General features: G+C 60.4%; 12 protein-coding genes. 11 read left to right on the top strand and 1 reads right to left on the bottom strand.

Going from position 1 to position 20,829, the window contains the following annotated elements; genetic code table 11:
- Positions 1-5 precede the first annotated feature (5 nt).
- From BLU18_RS12630 to BLU18_RS12615, 4 genes are read left to right on the top strand one after another with little or no spacing between them, the layout of a single operon-like run.
- A complete protein-coding gene (locus BLU18_RS12630) occupies positions 6-1,019 on the top strand; it encodes a TraC-like domain-containing protein (protein WP_092635453.1) in 1,014 nt (337 codons plus the stop codon).
- Positions 1,016-3,085, top strand: coding sequence for a VirB4 family type IV secretion system protein (locus BLU18_RS12625; RefSeq protein ID WP_092635451.1), 2,070 nt, complete (start codon positions 1,016-1,018; stop codon positions 3,083-3,085). The genes BLU18_RS12630 and BLU18_RS12625 overlap by 4 nt, the downstream gene beginning before the upstream one ends.
- Entirely contained in the window at positions 3,078-7,442 is a 4,365-nt protein-coding gene (locus BLU18_RS12620) for a primase-like DNA-binding domain-containing protein (RefSeq protein ID WP_092635449.1), read from the top strand. Before BLU18_RS12625 ends, BLU18_RS12620 begins: the two co-directional genes overlap by 8 nt.
- A 39-nt stretch (positions 7,443-7,481) precedes the next feature.
- Positions 7,482-9,494 (top strand): cell division protein ZapB, encoded by a 2,013-nt coding sequence (locus BLU18_RS12615; protein WP_092635447.1) that lies wholly within the window; start codon positions 7,482-7,484, stop codon positions 9,492-9,494.
- 123 nt (positions 9,495-9,617) lie between these two features.
- Here BLU18_RS12615 and BLU18_RS12610 read toward each other — a convergent pair whose 3' ends face one another.
- Entirely contained in the window at positions 9,618-10,115 is a 498-nt protein-coding gene (locus BLU18_RS12610) for a hypothetical protein (RefSeq protein ID WP_092635445.1), read from the bottom strand.
- A gap of 283 nt (positions 10,116-10,398) precedes the next feature.
- Here BLU18_RS12610 and BLU18_RS12605 point away from each other — a divergent pair, with 283 nt between their 5' ends.
- The 7 genes from BLU18_RS12605 to BLU18_RS12565 all read left to right on the top strand — a co-directional run bounded on the left by BLU18_RS12605 (position 10,399) and on the right by BLU18_RS12565 (position 20,692).
- The gene (locus BLU18_RS12605) at positions 10,399-16,914 is read left to right on the top strand and encodes a sacsin N-terminal ATP-binding-like domain-containing protein (RefSeq protein ID WP_143025269.1); all 6,516 of its coding nucleotides are present in this window, start codon (positions 10,399-10,401) and stop codon (positions 16,912-16,914) included.
- Positions 16,915-17,443: 529 nt separating this feature from the next.
- Entirely contained in the window at positions 17,444-17,734 is a 291-nt protein-coding gene (locus BLU18_RS12600) for a DUF8069 family protein (RefSeq protein ID WP_092635441.1), read from the top strand.
- Positions 17,734-18,060, top strand: coding sequence for a DUF7558 family protein (locus tag BLU18_RS12595; RefSeq protein WP_092635439.1), 327 nt, complete (start codon positions 17,734-17,736; stop codon positions 18,058-18,060). The genes BLU18_RS12600 and BLU18_RS12595 overlap by 1 nt, the downstream gene beginning before the upstream one ends.
- Before the next feature lie 155 nt (positions 18,061-18,215).
- Positions 18,216-18,566, top strand: a complete 351-nt coding sequence (locus BLU18_RS12590) for a DUF8105 family protein (protein ID WP_092635437.1) — start codon at positions 18,216-18,218, stop codon at positions 18,564-18,566.
- A gap of 6 nt (positions 18,567-18,572) precedes the next feature.
- Positions 18,573-18,902: a DUF8158 family protein gene (locus tag BLU18_RS12585; RefSeq protein ID WP_092635435.1), complete on the top strand. Its 330-nt coding sequence runs from the start codon at positions 18,573-18,575 to the stop codon at positions 18,900-18,902.
- Positions 18,903-18,986: 84 nt separating this feature from the next.
- The gene (locus tag BLU18_RS12580) at positions 18,987-19,244 is read left to right on the top strand and encodes a HalOD1 output domain-containing protein (protein ID WP_092635433.1); all 258 of its coding nucleotides are present in this window, start codon (positions 18,987-18,989) and stop codon (positions 19,242-19,244) included.
- 587 nt (positions 19,245-19,831) lie between these two features.
- Positions 19,832-20,692, top strand: a complete 861-nt coding sequence (locus BLU18_RS12565) for a DNA-binding protein (protein ID WP_092635428.1) — start codon at positions 19,832-19,834, stop codon at positions 20,690-20,692.
- Positions 20,693-20,829: the final 137 nt, after the last annotated feature.

Below are 20,829 nucleotides of genomic sequence, written 5' to 3'. Positions count from 1 at the left end.
AACCCATGAGCTCCGCAACTGACCCCGCGAAACGAATTCCGAAGTCGCTCGGTACCGACACCCAGTTCCTCGGGAAGTACTCGCTGACGGACCTCGCCGTCGCCGGTCTTCCCGGTGTACTGGTAGTCCTGGTGACGCAGGTCGTTATCCCACCGTCACTCACCGTTCGTGGCATTCCGGTGTCCGCCCTCACGATCCCCCTCGCAGCGATTGCGATCGCCTTCGGTGGGCTGTTCGTCTACCTCACGCCCGGCTACACCAACAGTCTCGACTGGCTCGGTCTGTTCGTGAACTTCCACCGCAGCGAGACGGAGATCGCCCACGAGGAGGCGAAGGAGTACACTCACGTCGAGCGCGTCTACCCGCGACACAACGCCATCGAGCGGACGGATCGGGCCCTTGTCGGAGCCGTTCAGGTGTCGCCACCGACGATGGCGCTCGCGACCGACGAGGAGTGGGCCCAGAAGGCGGAGGCCTTCCAGGACTTCGTCAATACGACCGTCGAGTTCCCGATCCAGATTTACTCGACGACGCAGGCGTTCCCCGCCGACGAGTACGTCGGGCGGTACGAAGACCGGTTGAGCGACCCGGACGTCAAATCGAACGAGAAACTCCAGGCGCTCATCGAGCACTACGTCGACTGGTACGACCGGGAGCTGGCGCAGCGTCAGATGACCATTCGCGACCACTACGTCCTGATTCCGGTACGACCTGAGGAGGTCCGATACGAACGGGCCAGCCTCCTCGAAAAGCTCGCTGGGATCCCCGTACTGGGCATCCTCATCCAGATTGTCACGGCGCCGCCGGAGGAGGAAGAGCGAGCCGCGATGCTCGAGGAACTGGACGAGCGGCGCCGGCGGGTCGAGCGCGGCCTCCGCGGCATCGAGGGGTGTGACACGCGCCCCGTTGATGCGGCCGAACTCACCCGCCTCATCGCGGAATACTGGACCGGCACGGAAATCGAGTACGGCGACCCCGAACAGGTGCTTCGAACGTCCCCCGTCATCAACAAGTCATGATTGGAAACCTGCTTCCGTTCACCAGCTCGGATAGTTCGGAAACCGACGACGAGGCCCCCGACGAAGAGGGGGAAGATGCTGAATCACAGTTTACCGTGGACTACGAGGCCGACGGTGAGGCAGTCGACGGCATCCCCGAGATCCATCAGACCGTCGTCTCGCCGTCGAGTATCGAGCGAACGCCCAGCGCCCTCCGGACTGACACCCAGTGGGCGCAGAGTCTGTGGGTCGGTGAGTATCCCGATGCTCCGATGGATGGCTTCCTCGAAAAACTGTACGCGGCCGCCGAGACCCAACAGACAGATGTCAGCATCCACATCGATCCTCGTGATACGCGAGAGACGTTGGATTCGCTGGAGAACAAGATCGAGGACCTCGAAGCCGACTACGAGTACCTGACCGAGAAGCATCGTGCGAGCGCCCGGGGCGTCGAGAAAGACCTCGAGGACCACCAGGAGATGTACGACGTCCTTCGGAACACGACGATGCAGGCGTTCGACGTCTCGATGTATCTCACGGTCAGGGGCAACGATCGCGAGAACATCGACGCCGAGTCGGTGTCGACGACAGCCCGACAAGCGCCTGCGAATCTGACGCCGGTGACGCCCCGGTGGTCACAGCTGAAGACGTTTACCTCAGCGAGCCCGATCGCCCTGGATCAGTTCAACGAGACGCTCGACAGCAAGACGCCGATGCTCGGCGGGGCAGTCGGCGCGATGTTCCCCTTCGTTTCCGGTGCGTTTGCGGAACCCGGTATCGAATACGGGACGTACGCGCTGAATTCGAGTCCACTCATCCTCGACCGATTCAAACGGCAAACCGGCTACTGTATGATGGTTATCGGCCGGCTCGGCGCAGGCAAATCCTTCGCGACGAAGCTCCGGCTCGTGCGGCGGGCGATGTTCGACGAGGATACGGTCGTCATTATGCTCGACCCGATGCGGGGGTTCGCCGGCGTCAACGAGGCGCTCGATGGCGAGCGGATCACGGTCGGTGGCCGGCGGGGGCTGAACCCGCTGGAAATCAAACCGACGCCCGACCACGTCCTGCAGGAGGTCGACGACATCGACCCGTGGGGCGAGCAGATCAACTGGGTGATGACCTTCTTCGCGACGTTCTTCGAGCACGTCGCAGACCATCCCCTCGGCGAGCGCAACCAGACGCTCCGGCGGGCCGTCCAGGAAGCCTACGAGAAGCGCGGGATCACACGCGATCCAGAGACACACACCCGGGACTCGCCCACCATCCACGACATCATCACGGTCCTCGAAGAGATGGTCGAAGATCCCGAGGAGTACGGCTACGTCACGGATGGGGAGCAGGAAGCCGTCCAGTCCGATGCCCAGTCGCTGCTGAAGGATCTCCGGCCGTCGTTCCGCGAAGGCGGCGAACTCGAGAATCTGGCCCGCCCCTCAGAGTTCGACCTCGATTCGAAGGTCATCTACCTCGATCTCCACCAGGAGGAGGGCACCCGTGGCCGGGCGGAGACCAGCCTGATGATGCAGGTGCTGTTCAACAGTGTCTACGAGCGGGTCAAGCAGACCGACAAGCGCGTCGTCTTCTGTATCGACGAGGCGCACTACCTGATGAACGACGCTGTCTCGCTGGACTTCCTGGAGACGGCCGTCCGACACAGCCGCCACTTCGATCTGAGCCTCGAATTTATCACGCAAACGGGGGGTGAATTCGCGCTGACGCCGGAGGCACGCACCATCGCGAACCTCTGTTCGCTGACCGTCCTCCACCGCGTCAACGAGGAGAAAGAGAAGATCGCCAAGTGGTTCGACCTCAGCGAACGGCAGGTGAACTGGGTTACCTCCGCGAAGGCCGGAGAGGACGAGGACGGCTACTCGGAAGCGCTGGTCGGCATCGACCAGGAGGGCTGGTTCCCACTCCGAATTCGGGCGAGCGACTACGAGGCCCACGTCATCGACGGCGGCGCTGCGGACGTGGCCGAGCTCGAGCCCGAATCGACGACGAGCGTGACGAATCCAGATAGCCGACCCGCCGGCACGCGTGCCGACGGCGGTGAACCAACTAGCACTACCTCTCAGGAGGATGACTGAGCTGACCCCGTCAGAACGCCCGGCAGTGGCTAACGGCGACGAGTACATCCGGATCACTCCCTCCCGGAGCGATCTCGCGCCGGAGACCGTAGTCCGCCAGCTGGCCGGCCTCCACGGCCTTGACGCTGGCAAAGACGGATTTCTCGCAAGTATCGGTCCCTTCAGCGATCCGCCACCGGTGTTCGAGTTCCTCGCAGTGAGTGAGGGGGCAGACGAGCCGGTCGAGTTCTATTACGGGGCCGACCGCCGATTAGATGCCTTCGAGGAACGCCTCCGGACGCTGTATCCTCCGACCGTCACGTTCGAGCGGGTCACCCTTGACTTGGAAACGAAGCTACTCCCATCGACAGCAGACCCATCTCAGGACCACAGTACCGGGAGAGACGATAGCCACGGAATGAATCCCAGGACACCTGAGGAATCCCCCGGAGACCCAAATTCGGATTCAGAGCCCGTGACTCTCTTCGGTTCGACGGGGCAGGAACCGGTCGGTGATGGCGGAAGTGTGCTGTCGGAGAGCTCTACGTCGCAGGACGAAGACGTGGATCTGTTCGAGGCCGATTCAAGTGACGAGTCCACAGCGGCTGGTCCGTCCGACTCCGAACTCGATGCCGATCACCAGCCGGCCCATACGCAACCGACCGTCGATGAGACGACCCCACTGGGAATCAGTTGGCACGGGCAGGCTACCCGGCGGGAAGACTGGATGACGACACTCCCCCAATTCACGAATACGGAAGACGACGATGACGATCACGCTCGGGCCCCGCTCGCGTCACTCATCGATCAGCTGACCCGGGCCGAACACCCGATCGCCTTCCAAGTACTCTTTCAGCGGAAATCGAACTGGACGCACGAGGCACGAGAGCGCCAGCGGAAGCTCCGTGAAGGCGAAGACCGGGTCGTCGACTGGTTCTTCGGAGAACTCCTCGGAAACACGGAGAACGAACCACAGAGTCCGTCGAACACCGGGCGACAGCGTCGGTATCTCGACATCGGTGGGCGGGAGCGAGTCGAGGCTATCGACGAGAAGGAGCCACAGCACACGTTCACGGTGAATATGCGGGCACTTTCGCTCGTGGCTTCCGACCGACAACGAGAGCGGGTTGACCATCGTCTCGACGATATCGGGTCGGTGTTCGATCACCTGAACGGGCCGCACTATCGGCTCCGACCGAAGCGCATCCGCCGTGGGCTTCGAAAGGGGCGGCGGGCCAAGAAGCACGCCGACCGGGTACTCAACGCTACGTTGGCTACAAAGAGCGACTGGCGGAAAACCCGCCCCGATCTCGTCCTTGGGCCGGCTGAGTTGGCGAACTTCGTGGTCGTTCCGCCGGCGACTGGCCTTACGACCGAGGGCGGGCGGGGGTCCGACGCCGAACCCGAGAGCCGGACGCCCCTGCCACTCCCGGCGCAGGACCACATGGATGCATTCACGGACTCCGGGATGGCGATCGGCCGCGGTCTCGGGGAGGACGGCACGCCCACGCCGGAGCCGATGCGGATTCCCCCGCATCTCCTCCCGTTCCACGTCGGCCGGTTCGCGAAGAGCGGCGCCGGCAAATCGGTCGCGCTGATCAACGACGCGCTCTCCCTGTACGACCAGACCACGGGCCCCGTGTTCCTGATCGACTCCAAGGGCGGGAACCTCCCAGAGAACTATATGCGGGCTCACGGGAAGCGGTTCGGCACCGAGGACCTCGAAGAGAACGTCCTCCACTTCTCGGTGCCCGACATCCTACCTGGGTTCGCGTTCTTCGACATCACGCCGGCGCTGGAAGATGGGGTTCGTCGCGTCGACGCGATCCAGGACAAGGCCGACCACTACGAAGAGCTCATCAAACTCGTGATGGGGCCGGAGCGGTACGAGGACGCCATCGCCTCGCCGACGCTCATCAAGTACCTCATCAAGGCGATGTACGACGAGGAGTACGGCCTCGAAAACGGGCACTTCCGGCAGGATACGAACTACTTCACCCACGACCAGTTCGAGCAGGCGGTGACCCAGTTTCACGCCGCCGGGCCACCAGATTCGACACCGGAAGATGCACCGCGAGCCAGCGACCCGCAAGTCGCGGAGAAGCTGGAGCGACACCTGCGCTCGAACCCGGCGACGTTCTCGAACGTCGTGAGCGGCATCAGCAACCGAATGGATTACATCACGCAGGACGCCCACCTCCGACGGATCTTCAACAATACCCAGTCGCAGTTCGACTTCCGCGACCTCCTCGACGAGGACAAGGTAGTCATCTTCGACCTCGGCGATCTCCGCGACGAAGCCGCCCGCGTGATGACCGGAGTCATTCTGACGCAACTCTATGACGCTGTCAAGCGTCGCGACGGCGACGAGCTGGCCCGCAAGCCGGACGACTACGTGGCGAACCTGCTCATCGACGAGGCGTCGTCGGTCGTCGTCTCAGATACGCTGACGACACTGCTCGAAAAGGGGCGGGAGTTCCGGCTGTCCATCGAACTCGTGACGCAGTTCCCCGAGCAGATGAAGGAGGCCGGCAACCGCGAGGTCTACCTGAACGTCCTGAACAATATCGGCAGTCCCCTCGTCGGGAAGATCGCCGTCGACGCCGACATCGCCGAGGCACTCTCACATGAGGCGATGGATCCCGTCGAGTTCAAGAATCGGATTAGTTCCCTCCCGCGTGGCGAGTGGATCGCACAGCTCCCGAGTCCGGAGTTCGGCGAAACCGGTCCCGACCCATTCAGTATCGAACCCCTCCCGATTCCGCCCGGTCATCCCGATAGCGAGCAGCCTCTGACTGGTGCGCAGGAAGAGCGATTCCAGGATGCCCTAGAGGCCGTTCACGAGCATACCCGAGAGGATTACGGGGTGGCTGGCGGGACGACCGTGGAGAGCCGTGACGCTGCGACTGACGTCGCTCTGGAGAACGCGGATGACCTACCGTTGGAAGTCGCGATGGCCCGTGCGATCCGCGCCGTCCAGCTGTCGAACGAGGTCCGCGAGACGAACGGCTGGGTGTCCGTCGAGGACGTCGACGAGGAACTGCTCTCGCGCATCGAGGAAGGCACCATCGAGGCGCAGGGCTACGAGACACTACCAGAAGTGCGGGAGGCGTCCTCGCTCATCGAGGTCGATCTCCCGGACGGGGCATCGTCGGTGCAGTGTCGGCTCACAGACGAGGGTGAGCAGGCAGCCACGCCCGACACGTCGACGTCACCGACCGGCGGGGGCGAGCACCACGACACAGTCCTCGAAGCGGTCGAGCAGTCGCTCGCAGCGGCGGGCTTCTCTGTGGAGGTCCTCGATCAGAACGGGGAGTCCCGCCCCGACGCCATCGCGACGCATTCGGATCTCGACTGGGAACTCCAAGTCGAAGTCGAAACCACCACGCACGTCCGCCCGGCGAAGGTTCTCTCGAACCTCCGGAAAGCTCAGGAACAGGAGCGAATCCCGCTGTTCGTCGTCGCAGACCATAACGATCAACCAGCCGGCGAGGTCGCCGACCGGCTCGCGAAAATCCTCAGCGAGCCGCGAAATCAGCTTTCATCCGGTGAGACGCGGCTGTATACGATGAACCACAACGTCACATTCAACGGCGGTGCGCGAGCCGCGGATGGGGTGACAGCCGTCCGACCGGCCACTGGCGGCAGTCGCCACACCCGCTGGTTCAAGCGGGATGGGGCGTTCGTCCTCGAGGATAGTGCCGGGGACCAGCACGCACGGATAGACTCCTTCGACGCCGTGTCGAAAGACCAGTTCCCTGCGACGTACAGCTACGACGCCGATAGCGAGACATACACCGTCTTCAGGCCGGGAGAGCTCCCCGAGTCCTACGAGTCTCGCGAGGCATTCGAAGCGGAGTGGGTGCCTGTCAAGCGCCCGTTCGTGCCCAGTACCGACCTCCCGATCCCTGACTACACGGAGCGCACGTATGCGATTGCGACCACCGAGAGCGACCAGACGCTCGACATCTACACGCCAGACACGGAGACGGCCACCGCCGTTCCGGCACTCGTGGACGCGATCCAGGACAGGACGCTCCATCCAGCAGGGGAACCCCCGGATGACTCGATCGATTCCGACGCGCAAGAAGACAACGAGGTGGACCCGTACGGCATTCAGGCATTCGTCCAGGACCGGCTCACTGAATCCGACGACGGGGTTGTCGCGGTTGCTGAGGTCTACGATGCCTACGAGCAGTATGCGGCGGCCGGGGGATACGAGGTGAAGCCGAAAAACCGATTCACACAGACGCTTCGCGACCACGCTCAGTTCGAGCGTGACAAGAAGTGGTTGGACGGCCAGACGCGGCGGTGTTACGTCGGAATCGAGTTGTCCGACGCCGGCGACCAGGAGGGACCAAGCGATGCCAGTGCGTAGTCGTTTCGCGCCCGGTCAGGAGGTGCAGGAGCACACGAGATGACGCTCTCCGAATCAGCTATCCGCGAGTACTACCGTCGTGCCAACCCCGTCTACGAGGCACTGGCGACCGTCAAGGACTACCCGACCATCGGGCTGAACGACTTCGTCGGATGGTACATCAAACGCGACCACGACGACGTCGAGGCGATCAAGGCCGGGTATCCGCAGCGCGGGCGGGTTGCCCGCCTCGATCGTGACTACGACGAGATCCACGACCGCCTCGAACGGACGCTCTACGCCGTCACCACCTACAAGACACCGTCCGCCTTCCAGCAGTGGGAACCCTGTCGCTACGACGAGTCCGAGGAGACGACTGTCTGGCAGGATGAGCCCCCGACCCCCGGGTATGCCGACCTCCGGGCGGTTCCCGCCTGGGGCGATATCGACCTCGCCGACGACATCAAGCCCCAGCGAGGCGACCTCAATGCCGAGACACAGGCGCTCGTCGAGCGAACGCTCGACGCCTACGTCGACGAGTATGCGACGCTCTACGGCACGCGGGACGCGGTGTATGCGTTGGACTCCGTTGGGGGCGCGTACGTCTTCGGGGCACCGGAGGCCACGCTCCCGATTGCGGACCACTTCAGCGAGGATCCGGATGCGCTCGAACGAGTGTACGACGAGTTCCTCGACCGCTCGAACGTATGGCTCCAGGAGGCAGAGGCCCGCGTGAACGAACGCGTCGACGGCGCCGGCGACGTCATCCAGCCCGACTGGGTGAACAACAAGAACCGCCAGTACAAGCCGCCACTCTCGATCCACGCCGATCACGATGCCGTCGTCACGCCCATCGCGACCGACGACGTCCGCTACGAGCTCCGTCCGTTCGAGACCGTCGATGACACCCTTATCGAGCAGGCGGTCAGCTGGGCTGATGATCTCACGCGAGTCGAGCACACGGATTGTGTCGACTCGCTGGTCGCGACACTCTGGCCGGATCTGTACGAGGACCACGACGGGTGGCGGGCAACGCTGAAGGCGTGGGTCGAAGCGGAGCGTGAGCGGGAACGTGAACGTCAGCGACAACGTGAGGCGGCGCTCCAGCGACGTGAGGAGCGGTTGGCAGAACTCGACGGTACCCTCGAAGGCCGGCCCATTTCGCCGTTCAAAGAGGACGTCTACGAGGCTGTCGAGAACATCGATATCACCGAGATTGCCCGTCACTACGCGAGCGATGCCTACGATACGGATCCAAACCAGCCGCGGCCGCAGTTCGATCCGTGCTGGCGCCACAGTGAGAGTGGTCAGTCCTGTTTCGTCGACGAGCAGGCCAACACCTTCGGCGATTCAAAGGTGAACGGTGGGGGTGGGCCGGCGAAACTGATGGCGCTCGCGACGGGGATCGTTGCCGACGCCGATGCGAACCTGGATGGCGAAGACTACTGGGCTGCCGTCGACGAACTCCGGAGCGTCGGCTATGACATCCCGGTGTGGATCCCGGAGGCTGGATCAGACCGTGTCGACGGCGGGTCCTACGACCAGATGCCCTTCTGGGCCGTTCGGAAAGCAGCTGTCGCGCTCGAGGTTTGTCCCGAGGACGCGTTCGTCGATCGTGAGGGAGAGAATGGAACCTACGAGGGATTCCCCGGCTACGAAACATACAACGAGACGCTGGAAGCCATCGAAACAGCAGGGCTGAAACACGGTCGAGAGCGAGTTACCCCTGATGAGAACGCGGCTGGCGATGAATCGGAGCCAGCCAGTACTGCCTCTGCGAGCGACGAGCGATCTGGTGACCTAGATCAAGCTCATCTTCGCGAAAAGAACCGGCTGTTGGCAGCGAAGGTTGAACGTCTCGAAGCTAAACTGGAGGGGAAATCAGAGCGAATCGAGGAATTAGAGACGGAGGTCGACCAACTCCGAACGGAACTCACGACCGTCCGCTTCGAACGCGACCGTCTGGAGGCCGTACTCAAAGAGCGCGGGTTCGGTCAGGAGCCGAGTCAAGAAGGCCGGGAGGAACAGTCGCCTCTTGACAAGGCAAGGCGGGTTCTTTCGTTCGGTGAATAGATTTACCACAATCCCCGGTGAAATTCTCAGTTGCTGATAGTCTGTTTAGGCCGTGTGTATACAGCGCGCGCATCGGTCACACGAAAGCGTACGTGAATGACCTCCAAATCAGGAGAAATAGTGTTACAGATTCTTCGCGATGTCATTGAGCTCCTTGGTCCGGTTGTCGGTGATTCGCTCCGCCGGTGGTTCCTGATCTTCCTCTTCCTCGATCGGGAACAGGGTCTGTAATCGGTTCTTCTGACGCTCCACACCAGGGTGAGACAAGTCAATCGTAACCGGATGGTCCTCGTTGATATCCTTGTTAGCGAGATTGTTGATTAATCTCAGAGGCAACGGATAGAACGTATCCAGCTCTGCATCCCAGTTACTGCCGTCGTGCAGATCCAAGATGATAGAGTACACCTTCTCGAACTCGTCGTTCTTGTATTCAATCTCGTCGTTGACTTTGAAATTCAGGTATCTTCGTTGCTCAACAGAGGCTCGGGACCGGGCTAGTAGACGTGGACGTTCCAAGATAACTTTCGCATCGTAGTTGACCTCGGGGCTGTATCCCCGGTGCTCTCCTTGTCCTTGCAGCCATTCGAGGAACTGGATTTTCGCTCTCTTGTAGTCGGTCATAGTATTCGAACAGGCCTCTCACACCGTAGCGCTCACTATCGGGTTCAGGCATAAAGAGTTTCTGTAGAATTGGCGTTTCAGGCCGTCTAGGCCGTTATTTCGCTAGTAGGCTAGGAGGCTAGTTTCACTAGTTTACAATAGTCGGACTAGTCGGATCATTACTTCCTAAGCGAATTCCCGAGTGATGGAGGGCATCTACCGTAGAACTGTACCTTGAGCACACGCCTCTCGAAGAGTACATTTATCAGAATAGCTACCGGCATCATGTACAACCTACTTCATGATGGACACGCAGGCAGGTGTCACCAGTCGTATATCTCAGCTCTGCCACGAGGAATACATCGAACTTCTGAGTGGGCTCAATAACCGAACCGCCTGGAATCGAGAAGGCGATCTTGGGTACGGGAACCAAGTCGTGTCTGCCGCACACGACAACCGCACTATTCTGGAGCTAATTCAAAATGCTCGAGACGCGATTGTCGAGAGTGAGGAAGAGACCAATGGACGAGTCGCAGTTATTGTGGGGCCAGAATCACTACTAATTGCCAACTCCGGTGAGCCATTTCATTTAGACGACGATGACGTGTTCGAGGCAGTCACATCTCTGGGACGTTCTGCCAAAGCAAAGGAACGGGATTCGATCGGGGAGAAGGGAGTCGGACTAAAATCGATTTTACAGCTGAGTGAAGCATTCAGCATTCACTCAAGCGTGGACGGTGAGGATTTCTCGGCTACGTTCTCTCGGGCGAAGAGTGCGCAAATGGTTCTCTCGATGTATGAAAGATTACTCGATACCGATTCTTTCGTCGACCGTCTCGGAGTCACCGAGACCCAGTCGGATTTCTTAGACACAGGCCGCTTTTCATTCTCCGATCAAAGTGTCGTCCCGGATAGTATCGATATAGACGAACTGGTGGATCAACTCCTCAATGAGCCGAGACAACCGCCGCCGACCCCTGTAGATATTCTCACAGACATTCCCCGGATCTCCCTGTTCCGTTATCCGTTCCTACAGAACGATACTCAAGCGGACTCAACGCCACTCCAGACACATCTCATTCGGGATAATGTATCGAGCGCGAACCTCTCCAAGCGAGTGGATCCTCAGTTAGCTGACTGGCTAGACGAGTATCGGGGTGATTTCTCAACGGTAGTCGAACTCGAGTACTTGGATGACCAGTGGCGTGATCTATTGGATCATATTGAGTCGGTCCTCACGACATCTGACAAAGAAGGAGCGGCAACATTCACAAACCGGCGTTCGTCAGAACCCGTGGATCGCGCTGCATTCTGCGAACGACGTCGGCGCGAATTCTGGGAAGAGTGCACTGATATCTCACCTGAAACGCTGATTCTCCTTGAAGAGATCGAAGAGCTCGACCTGATTCAGGTGACGCACGACGAGACAGGACAGCTTCAGATTATAGATCGGCATCAGGTTTGCATAGACCAGGCTGATCAACGCTCAATAGACGAACACTCCAATACGACTCGCAGGTCAGTCGATTATACGGTCCAGACCGCCGACGGTACCTCGCAGACTCGTCAGTATAGACGCTACACTCGAACATATGACGAGATTGTTCCGAATGACGACCAAGACGAACGGGACGAGATCCACCTACTGTTCGAACGGCCCCCCGAATCGACGGATGACTGGAACCCATCGCCAAAGCCACTCTACCTCCACTACCCGATAGAGAAGGCTACGACCCCGTTCCCGTTCGTCGTCCACGCACCATTCCGGGTCGAGTTCGATAGGCAGTCGCTCGCTGACGACCAACAAAATCTACAGATCCTTGACCGGCTTCCAGACTTAATTGCTGACGCCGGGACAGACTTGGCGAGGGGCGACGAGAGAGGAGCAAGCAGGGATGGATTCAGGCAGTGGATGCCTTGGATGACGATGCCGTTACGCGGGGAACCCAGTTCGGGTTCCGGGACGCCTCTAACCGAGAGCGTACAGGAGGCGGTCACGTTGCTTCAGGATTCTCCGATTGTTCCGACCGATGACACGGACGCACAATGCCCTCGGGATACCCTGCTTGATCCCGAGCGCATTCGAGGGTTCGAGACCCTTCGTCGAGACGCGCCCGAAGCACCGTTACCAGCCGAGACAGTCATTGAGTCGGGAGACACCTGGAGTCAACGTGTCTCTACATTACAGGGCGACACCGAGCATACATTTCGCCAGTGTGCGAGGAGGCTGGGCCTGACCGAGGTTCTGGAGCGTCTTTTCGACGATGACACCGGTAATGCCCGAGGCTGCATCGATATTCTGTGTGAGTACTGGGGGCTCAGTGGAAGCGCTGTTTCCTCTGGTAGGTGGGCGGTACCAGTTGAACGGGTTGAACACGCGGAGGCGTACTTCGAGACGATCTGTTCGATCCTCACATCAGCCTCTGAAGGTGATGAACTCGACTTAGACGACGATTCAGACGTGAAGCGAGCAGCGGGTCGGCTCGGGGAAAAAAGAGTCCCCCTCATACCCGCCGAAGCACACCAGGCTAACGACACTGATGCCTCTAATGGTGTCACACATCTCGTTCGTGCTCGCTCTCGCGGAGACACGCGGCAGGGACACGGAGCACAACGGAGCGAGCGTATTGTCTTTCGCCGAACCGGGAGTAGTCAGACGTCTGAGTCAATTATCTCAGAACTTCCATCCCCACCGACGACACTCCCCGTGTTCGTGGTCCCGTTCCGAACGGAATGGATCGGGCCACTCGAGAGTTTCAACCGGGACTGGGGGACCAGAAATCTGGATAGCCCTGCAGAATTCTACCGACGGGTTGCTGCAGAGGCTGGAGGATATTCGGGGGAGAGAACTTCCGATTCTAGCGTTATCGGTTATCTCTCGACACTCTACGAGACGGTAACACGTGGACAGATAGCGAAGTGGCTTCATCCAATCCCCAATCGGAATCGTCGATTCGACGAGGTAGAGGCCACATTAACTGGTGCCAAGACGAACAAATTGCCTTCCGACTACGATGACTATCTTGAGCGGCGCTACACCCAGCAGGTTGAATTGCCAATCGGACACCAGGACGGGCAGGACGAAACGCTTCCTGCCGAACAAATCGTATTCGGGACCGAATGGGTAAGCGAGTTCGAAGCAGCTGCAGATATTCTAGAAGGAATCGATTCGAGTTCAGATCGATTCTTCGACGCAGGGTCACACGAAGAGTCCCGAGCAACTACGTTTCGGCGATGGGCAGCGGTCATCGAGAAGGCGTCCAGCGTAACACCGTCCGAGACACCGACACTCGCGGAACCAGAAAGCGACTATTGGCAACGGGTGTTTGGAAGTTGGTCAAGTAGCGAGGGGCTCCAGCGGGTCTTGCGTCTGGACTTCCTGATTCATCTGGGCGTACAGATCGGCCCTCGAATCGATTGGCGATGGGTGTTGCCGACCAGAGGAGACGACGATCGTGAGGCAGGTACAATTAGCGTTGCCGATGCCCAGAATCTCGCTCGCGGAGAACCCCTCAACGAAGACGACGGATTCGACGTGCCAGACGAGGTTTTAGATACCTATACCGACGTCATGTGGCGGTCAGACAATCATCCTGCATTCACCGCCACCCACTCAACGGGCTGTGGAAACAACTGGCTGGAATGCGACGAGGAAACATGGGCTGCAAACGATTCGCAAGAGGCACTTATGCCGGTCTGGTGGTACTTCCCCGATCTACCTCAGATATCTGATGGTCGAGCTCGCGAGAAGTATCGGGACGCAATCTTGCTCCTATGGCCAGACCTTGCCGAAACAGTCGCTAACAGCGCGTGGCTCTGTAGCAACTGGCACTCGTTCAGCGAAAGCCCAGACGGGGCTGCTATCCCCAGCCTCGGAACCGTGCAATTAGCTCAAGCAGAGCTCTGGCCTGTCGACAGCCAATTCGAAGATGAGGGCGGGAATGACCGGCTTACAGTCGAGGATGGGACGACAGCTTCGGCAGAGAAATTGATCTTCGACGATGCAGAACAAGTCAGAGGGGCTGCTCAGTATTTGCCGCGAGTCGACAGTTCCAAACTCGAACAGAGGTTAGCTCCCACATCGGGGTCAGAGGCAGTGGATATTTCGTCAGCTCTCAGGATCCTCGGTATTCGAGAAATCGATAATTTGACCCCACCGATGGCAGCTCAGCGACTCAACTGGTTCATTGGGCAGTTCGCAGTGGAGAAGACACCAGGTCAGAACCCCTTCGATATATCGGCGAGCTGGTCCGCACGGGCGCTTTCTGTGCCCATCGACGCCCTGATGCGCCGGCTCGCTTCCGGACAGACACTCGCAGATCGACTCGACGAACGACCAGAGATTCGGCGCTGGATTCGGCGCGATATTTGGCGCCTCGGAACGACGGTTCGAATTACAGAAGGCCGCAACTCGAAAGCGCTTAAGATTGGTGCGGAAGCGCCCGCACCGGGGGCGCCGTCAATAGCACAGCAGCCGGTTATTTTCACACAACCACTCTCCTCGTTTTCACGTGATCGGTTGGTTCGGGACGCACGGCCGTTCGTCGAACGGCCTTCCGACTCGACAGAAGTTGCCCGCCTTCTTGGGACCGAAAGCTCTGCCGACGAAGAGGCGACGACAGTAACATTCGGGATAATCATAGAGAGCGAACCACCGTCTCCTCGACCAGTCAGTGGTGGTGAGGTCGAATCGGGGACGGATCGCCTCGACACCCTTCGGGAGACGCTTCGGCAGCGTCAACAGTACCTGTTGGCAGCATATCTCGAACAGGCAACAGCTCCAGACCTCGAAGAAAAGCACGATCAATTGTCTGCTGTCGTCGAGAACCGAATCGCGATCGTCGCACGTGACGACGATGACGATACGCAGCGTAATTCGGCACAATGGGAACCGGCTGACGGAGCCAAGGATGGAGGACTACATATCGCCCTTTTCGAAGACGCAGTGAAGCGTGTCGATGGTGACGCGATACCGCCGTACCTCACAGCAGATGGTATCGTCCAAGTACTCGAACAGTTCGACCTCGCAGATACCTTCGAGAACGTCTTGTTCAAAGGAGAGTCGGCACTGGAGACAGAGTATCGCTCGGCATTGGAGGAAGTTCGAGCGGAGATCAACGAGCTCCGTACACAGCGTCTTGAAGTTATCCACCACACTCTTCAGGGCCTCGTTTCGACGATTGCACCCACCGTATCCCTAACTGAAGGGGATGAACTCACTGTCAACGCGCGCGTAACGCTGAATGAGTTACACAGACTCGAAGATGACCCAGCCGCGGTTACTAAGAGCACGTTGCTCCAGTCGTGGCTCAACACGCTGACTGAGAAGTGTGGATTCGACAATGAGGTCGCTATCGAATGTATACGTGCCGCAGCCACCGACGATGAGGCGGTGCGACACCGGATCACCTACCAACTCGATCAGTCCGTTAACAGTATCGACATCGACGCACTCGTCAAGGCCGGGTATCGGTGGCAAACTCTCGAAACGTGGCCGTCGGCAAAGGGTACCGCTCCGGTGGAGTCATACAGCACGACTATACAACGATTTCGTCGGTTCTGGAATGCAGTCGGTAGGTACGAAGATGAGGGCGAGGCGACCCTCGAACGCGCAGCCAAAGATGCGCGAGAGGCTACACCGGCTCCAAAGCCAAATAGACGCGTCGCGCAATTCGTTCCGCACGCAGAAACGCTTCCATCCGACATTTGCGAGGTCCGGCTCGGCGCGTTGCCCTACCTCAAGTCAACGCCAGAACCGCTGGAACATCTCAGAGGCGCCGTCAGGAAATGGGGTCGCACAGAGTGGGAAGACCTGAAACAGTCGGATGTAATCTATACCGACCAGACCATCGAAGAGCGGATGGAGTCACTCATCGAAGCGGCGACGACTCCCAATGGCGGTGACAAAGCCTTTGAAACCGCGCTCGCGAAGTTCTACGGCACAACGAGTGACTACGCAACCGATGAGGGCCGAACGAGGGAAGATCTCACGAATGAGTGGCTTCAGGGGCGAGATGAGTCGCTCGATTCGCTCGCATCACAGATCTCAGCCGACGGCTCCGCTTCCGGAGGAGGTTCCCCAACCATCGGCGATTCCTCGGGGGGTGAGTACGGACAACCCAACGTCGGAATCGATGCAAGAGGCCGAGAGGGAGAATTAATTTGCTTGAATCGTGCGTGGCAGCGATTCCAAGCCGCACCAGTCAGCGTCCGTTCGTCGATTTTAGATCGCTTGGAAACGTGGCGTGGACACGACAGGTGGAGACTGAAGTCAGTCGACGAGATTGCAACATCGTGGACCAGTAGCGGCGCAGTGGAGGCCACCAGCCCTGCCGATGTGCTCCGGACAAAGAACCTGGCTGAGACGAGCGATACAAGGATGGCGTTCCACGCCCTGTTCGATACGTCTGCGGAACGAGGGCCAGGGTTTGACTTGATAGATCCCTTCGCGGCAATGCCAGAAACCGAGTCCGTCGTGTCTTGGACACCGGAGTGGATGTATCGGGTCGAGTCGAAAGCCGTCGCAGCGGAACGGATGCGAAGCGGCCGAATCAAATTAACCGGGAACGAGCTACGTATGGCGCTCCGTCCCGGACCGTTGTCCCCAGACGACGCAAACACGGACCAAGTGCGCGCATTCCGTTACATAATCCGACTCGTCGGTTTCTCAACCGACTGGCGAAGTGACAATGACCGCACTGTAAATCTCTTAGATATAGACAACGTCGACGAGTTCGTCGGTATCGAGCGAGAGGAGCGGGAGATTCTAGAAAAGCTTCGTGGTGGGTCGTTCTACATCAGCTTCTATACTGAGGGATAGGAACGGCGAACTCCGAGAGTTCTGCGGGAGCGGCGATCGTAGTTCGCTATTTCTATCACTTGTGTAGCGTTTCAACAGAATCTATTCACCTATACCGCCCGAATAGACAGCCTGACACCACCCCTAGTCTTTCCTAGACACCAGATATGAATGGACTCGTGTGGAGTGCATAAATCGCAAGATAGCAGCACTAGACACCAGACTCACTAATCAGAGAGTTCCCGGACAGCCAACGAAATTTGGTGTCAGGTATCGCTGTCTTGCGATTTAGGGCCGAATTCCGCCACCAGACAGCAGGAAAATCAACCGATATATGGTGGGGGTGGCGGCCCAAAGTTATGTTCGCGGCCAACAGGGCCGAGGTGCCAGGCCGCAGGCCACGTGAGCGGGATTGCCACCCGGACGATGGCGGGAGGCGTGGAGGAGAGAGGACCACATCGCCGTCGTGGCTGAGACTAAGCGCCAGTGGTGACTGTTTATTGTGCCCCAGAATGGGTGCGGGGCGGTTCGTGCGCTGCCCCTGATTCGTATGTCTGGTCCGGATAGATACGACGATACGGCAGACGATCACGAATGGTTCGAAGCAGAATTGCTCGCTCAGGATCGGGATGCCCGGTCACCGTCGACGGCGGATCTCGACGACGAGACGGCCCGCCAGCTGATTCGAGAGCTACTCGATGCCGGGACGGTCACACCGGTCGTCGACCAGCGGCTCCTCGTTCACGAGCCCAGCGACACAGCGTTCGAATCGATGCAGCAGCTCGCCGTCTTCCACACGGGCTGGATGGCCGCCCACGACGCCGGCGAGGCGGACGAATGATGCAGCAGACGCTGGCCGGCTGTGCCTTCTGCGAGGCGCCACCCGGGACAGAGACCGGGATCGCCTACACGTGGGGGAAAGAGGAGCAGGTCAGTCACCCGATTTGCGTCGACTGTGCGATTCAGGAGACGGCAAATCCCGACGAGCGTGATCACTACGCCTGTGACAGCTGTGGCCTTGTCGTCGACGCGCTCGCAGCGCTCACCCGGTTTCGGATCGAACTCGGCCATCTCGAAGGCCCGATACAGGTCTGTGCACGGTGTAGTCCCGGTGGGCCGGCAACGTACTGGACGCGCGACCTCGACACGCACATCGTCTCTGACTGATCCGCCGAGCGGTCGTCAAGGTGAGTGGAACGGCGACCACTCCGGGAGGGTCACAGTTGTCCGTAGCTGTCCCACCCCACGCCCCTGCAGCGTTGGTTGTGTCGCTGTCCCGTCGCTCCGCTATCTTCAACAGAAGGGCGCTCCTCGGGATGACTATGGACTGCCCCGCGTGCGGGTCCCCAGTCACCCTTGAGGTCGGACCGGACCGGCCGCTTTCGACGTCGGTGTCCGACGCCGTCCTCGCAGCGGAAGAGGACGAGCAGATCGAGGTGACCCGAGACTGTTGGAACTGTGGCTGGCACGAAACGCGGGCGCTTCGCGTCGCATCAATCGACACGACCGCCGGCGACGAGACTGCCGTCAAGCGAGCCGCACTCATCGACGAGATTACCGACGAGCTCGCGGCGACCGGGAGTGTGGACACGCTTGAGGAGACGCTGGCTGCGATCTGCCGGCAACGAGAAATCGACCCGGCGAGGACCGATACGGACGACGAGACGGAGTGATCCATAATGTCTGATGCTGAGCCCCTCTATAACGTTCGTGAGCAAACCGGGAATCCCGAGCACGCATCGGTCGACGATGTGGTCGACCTCGTGATCCACCGGGCGCAGAACCCGCGAGCCGAGCACGAGGATGCGCATTTCGATACGGCGGTCGCGGCTCTCGTCGACAGGTACGGAACGGAGTCGGTCCGGACAGTCATCCACCGCATCCTCGTCGACGAGGAGCCGTTTCGGACCGCCACGAACGGCCTCGAGATGCGCAACGTCGACGGCGTTCGGATCGGGACCGACGCCAGCTGGTTCCTCGAGGAGCTAAACGCCCAGGACGACGGCTGAGGGACCGGTTGAAAGCCCGTAGCGACGGTCCGTCGAGTCCCCATTTTTAACTCCTATTCGTCCTATGTACCCGCCGAGGCCACAATGGCTCCCTCCACCCCCCGAGACTCAGATACATCCCCTGATCTACTCGTTGAAATCGTCGAGACACTGGAAGCCCACGGGTTGGCGAGTGATTCGTATCAGCTCCACGACGCCGTTGACGTCGGGGCACTCGAACAGCTTCTCGCATCTTCAACCGGCGACGTCGAGGTCCGGTTCACTGTGGAAGGGATTCAGCTCGCTGTTACCCACGACGGCGTCGATGTCCTTCTCGACGAGCCAGCCGGGGCACCGGATTAGTAGCGCGATCGAATTCGTCGACGGCGACGTTCCCTGAAAGCCCTCGGCCGCTCGGCATCCCGCGACCACCGCTGCGCTCCTCGTCCCTGCGGTGCTTGCGGGGTCGGGGGACGACCGAGACGGCCTCGCCCTTTCTGAGTCCGCCAGGACGGTAGCTGGGTCGCCGAGTGTCGCGGCCGGCTGGACAGGTGTGTGCGTACCGGCCCGCCCCGCTCGCCGCTGCCGCCCTCCGCGTCGCTCGCGACCGACCATTCCGGGCTGCCTGCCTGCAGTAGCGGGCGGGCTGCCGGGCTAAAGTGAATGTGCCCTCGACGCCAGCGGGAAAGCGCGGGGGGTTGCGCGGCGTCGCTGCTCACCCCCCACGCTTTCTCCGCTGGCCGCTCGCTCCGGGCGGGTCGGCGCGCGGTGCTGGTTGGGGTCGCCGCACTTGGGCGCGCTCTCGCTCGCGCCCGGCAGGGCGCTCGCGAAGGCGCGAGCGAGAGCGCGCAGTCGGTGCTATCGGACGTCGACATCGTCGGAAAACCGCGATGTTTGGGGCATCGCGGTGGCGGCGCGCGAGCGCCTTCAGTGGTATCTGGAGGATACCAATGTCAAGTAACAACTCGAGTCGCAAGGTCGTTACGGTGGATGAACAGGCATTCGAACGAACTGAAGACGCCGGCGTCGACGAGGACGGCTTCGAGGTCGTCGACGACCAGCCGAAGTTCCGGGCGACGGTCCAGCAGGAAACGCAGGCAAAGGTGGATTCCAACCACCCAGACGGCATCGTCCAGGACTTCTCGCACCTGCCCCTCGCGCAGGAAGAGAAGATTCGCGCCCGGGAGGCCGAACTGGACCACATCAGCGCCCAGGCAGAACTCGGCACCCAAGATGGGCGGGCGAAGCGGACCCGCGAGGTCGTCACCGAACGGCGGCAGCGCAAGCGGGAGGAACGCACCCCTGAGCGGACGGATCCGCGTGAACGCCTCTCCCGGATGGAGCTGGCGAAGGTGAACCAGGAAGCAGACCGGATGGCACAGCGGCTTCGCACCGGTCACAGTCGGGCCGCTGTCTCGCGGGCGCTCGCAAAGCGGGTCGCCAAGGGGCAGGACATCACCGAAGCAGTGTTCGACACGATGGACGCGCTCAAGGCGGCCCCCGGCGCCATCTGCCCGATCGAGGACGTCCCGGACGTGCAGACCGACGAGGTGAGCATCGAAGGCGAGATCGTGAAACTCTGGCCTCCGAGCGATTCAGCCATAGCACAAGTCGGTCTCATCGCAGACGACACCGGGAAAATCAAGTTCACATCCTGGACGGCTTCAGAGCCAAAATTCGTCCGAGAAGGTGAACGGGTGCGGATGCGCGCGCTCAAGAAGAACTGGTACCAAGGGCGCTGTTCCCTCGCAGTCACCTACGACAGTATGATCGTCTTCCCAGAGCGCGACGACCGCTGGTGGGAAGAGTAGGGGCCGACGCCCCTTCTTTTTCTGGTGAGTGCCGGACCGACCCAAGCCCCGCCGCCCCGCCCACCGCTCCGTGCTCGCTCCCTCCGGTCGCTGCGCGCGCAGCCACAACCCCGGATACGGATTTAGCTCTTATCCGT

Origin of the sequence: Haloplanus vescus, assembly GCF_900107665.1 — an archaeon.
Classification (GTDB): Archaea; Halobacteriota; Halobacteria; order Halobacteriales; family Haloferacaceae; genus Haloplanus; species Haloplanus vescus.
Note: the sequence above shows the minus strand (reverse complement) of the source record. Positions and strands in the feature narration are given on the sequence as shown.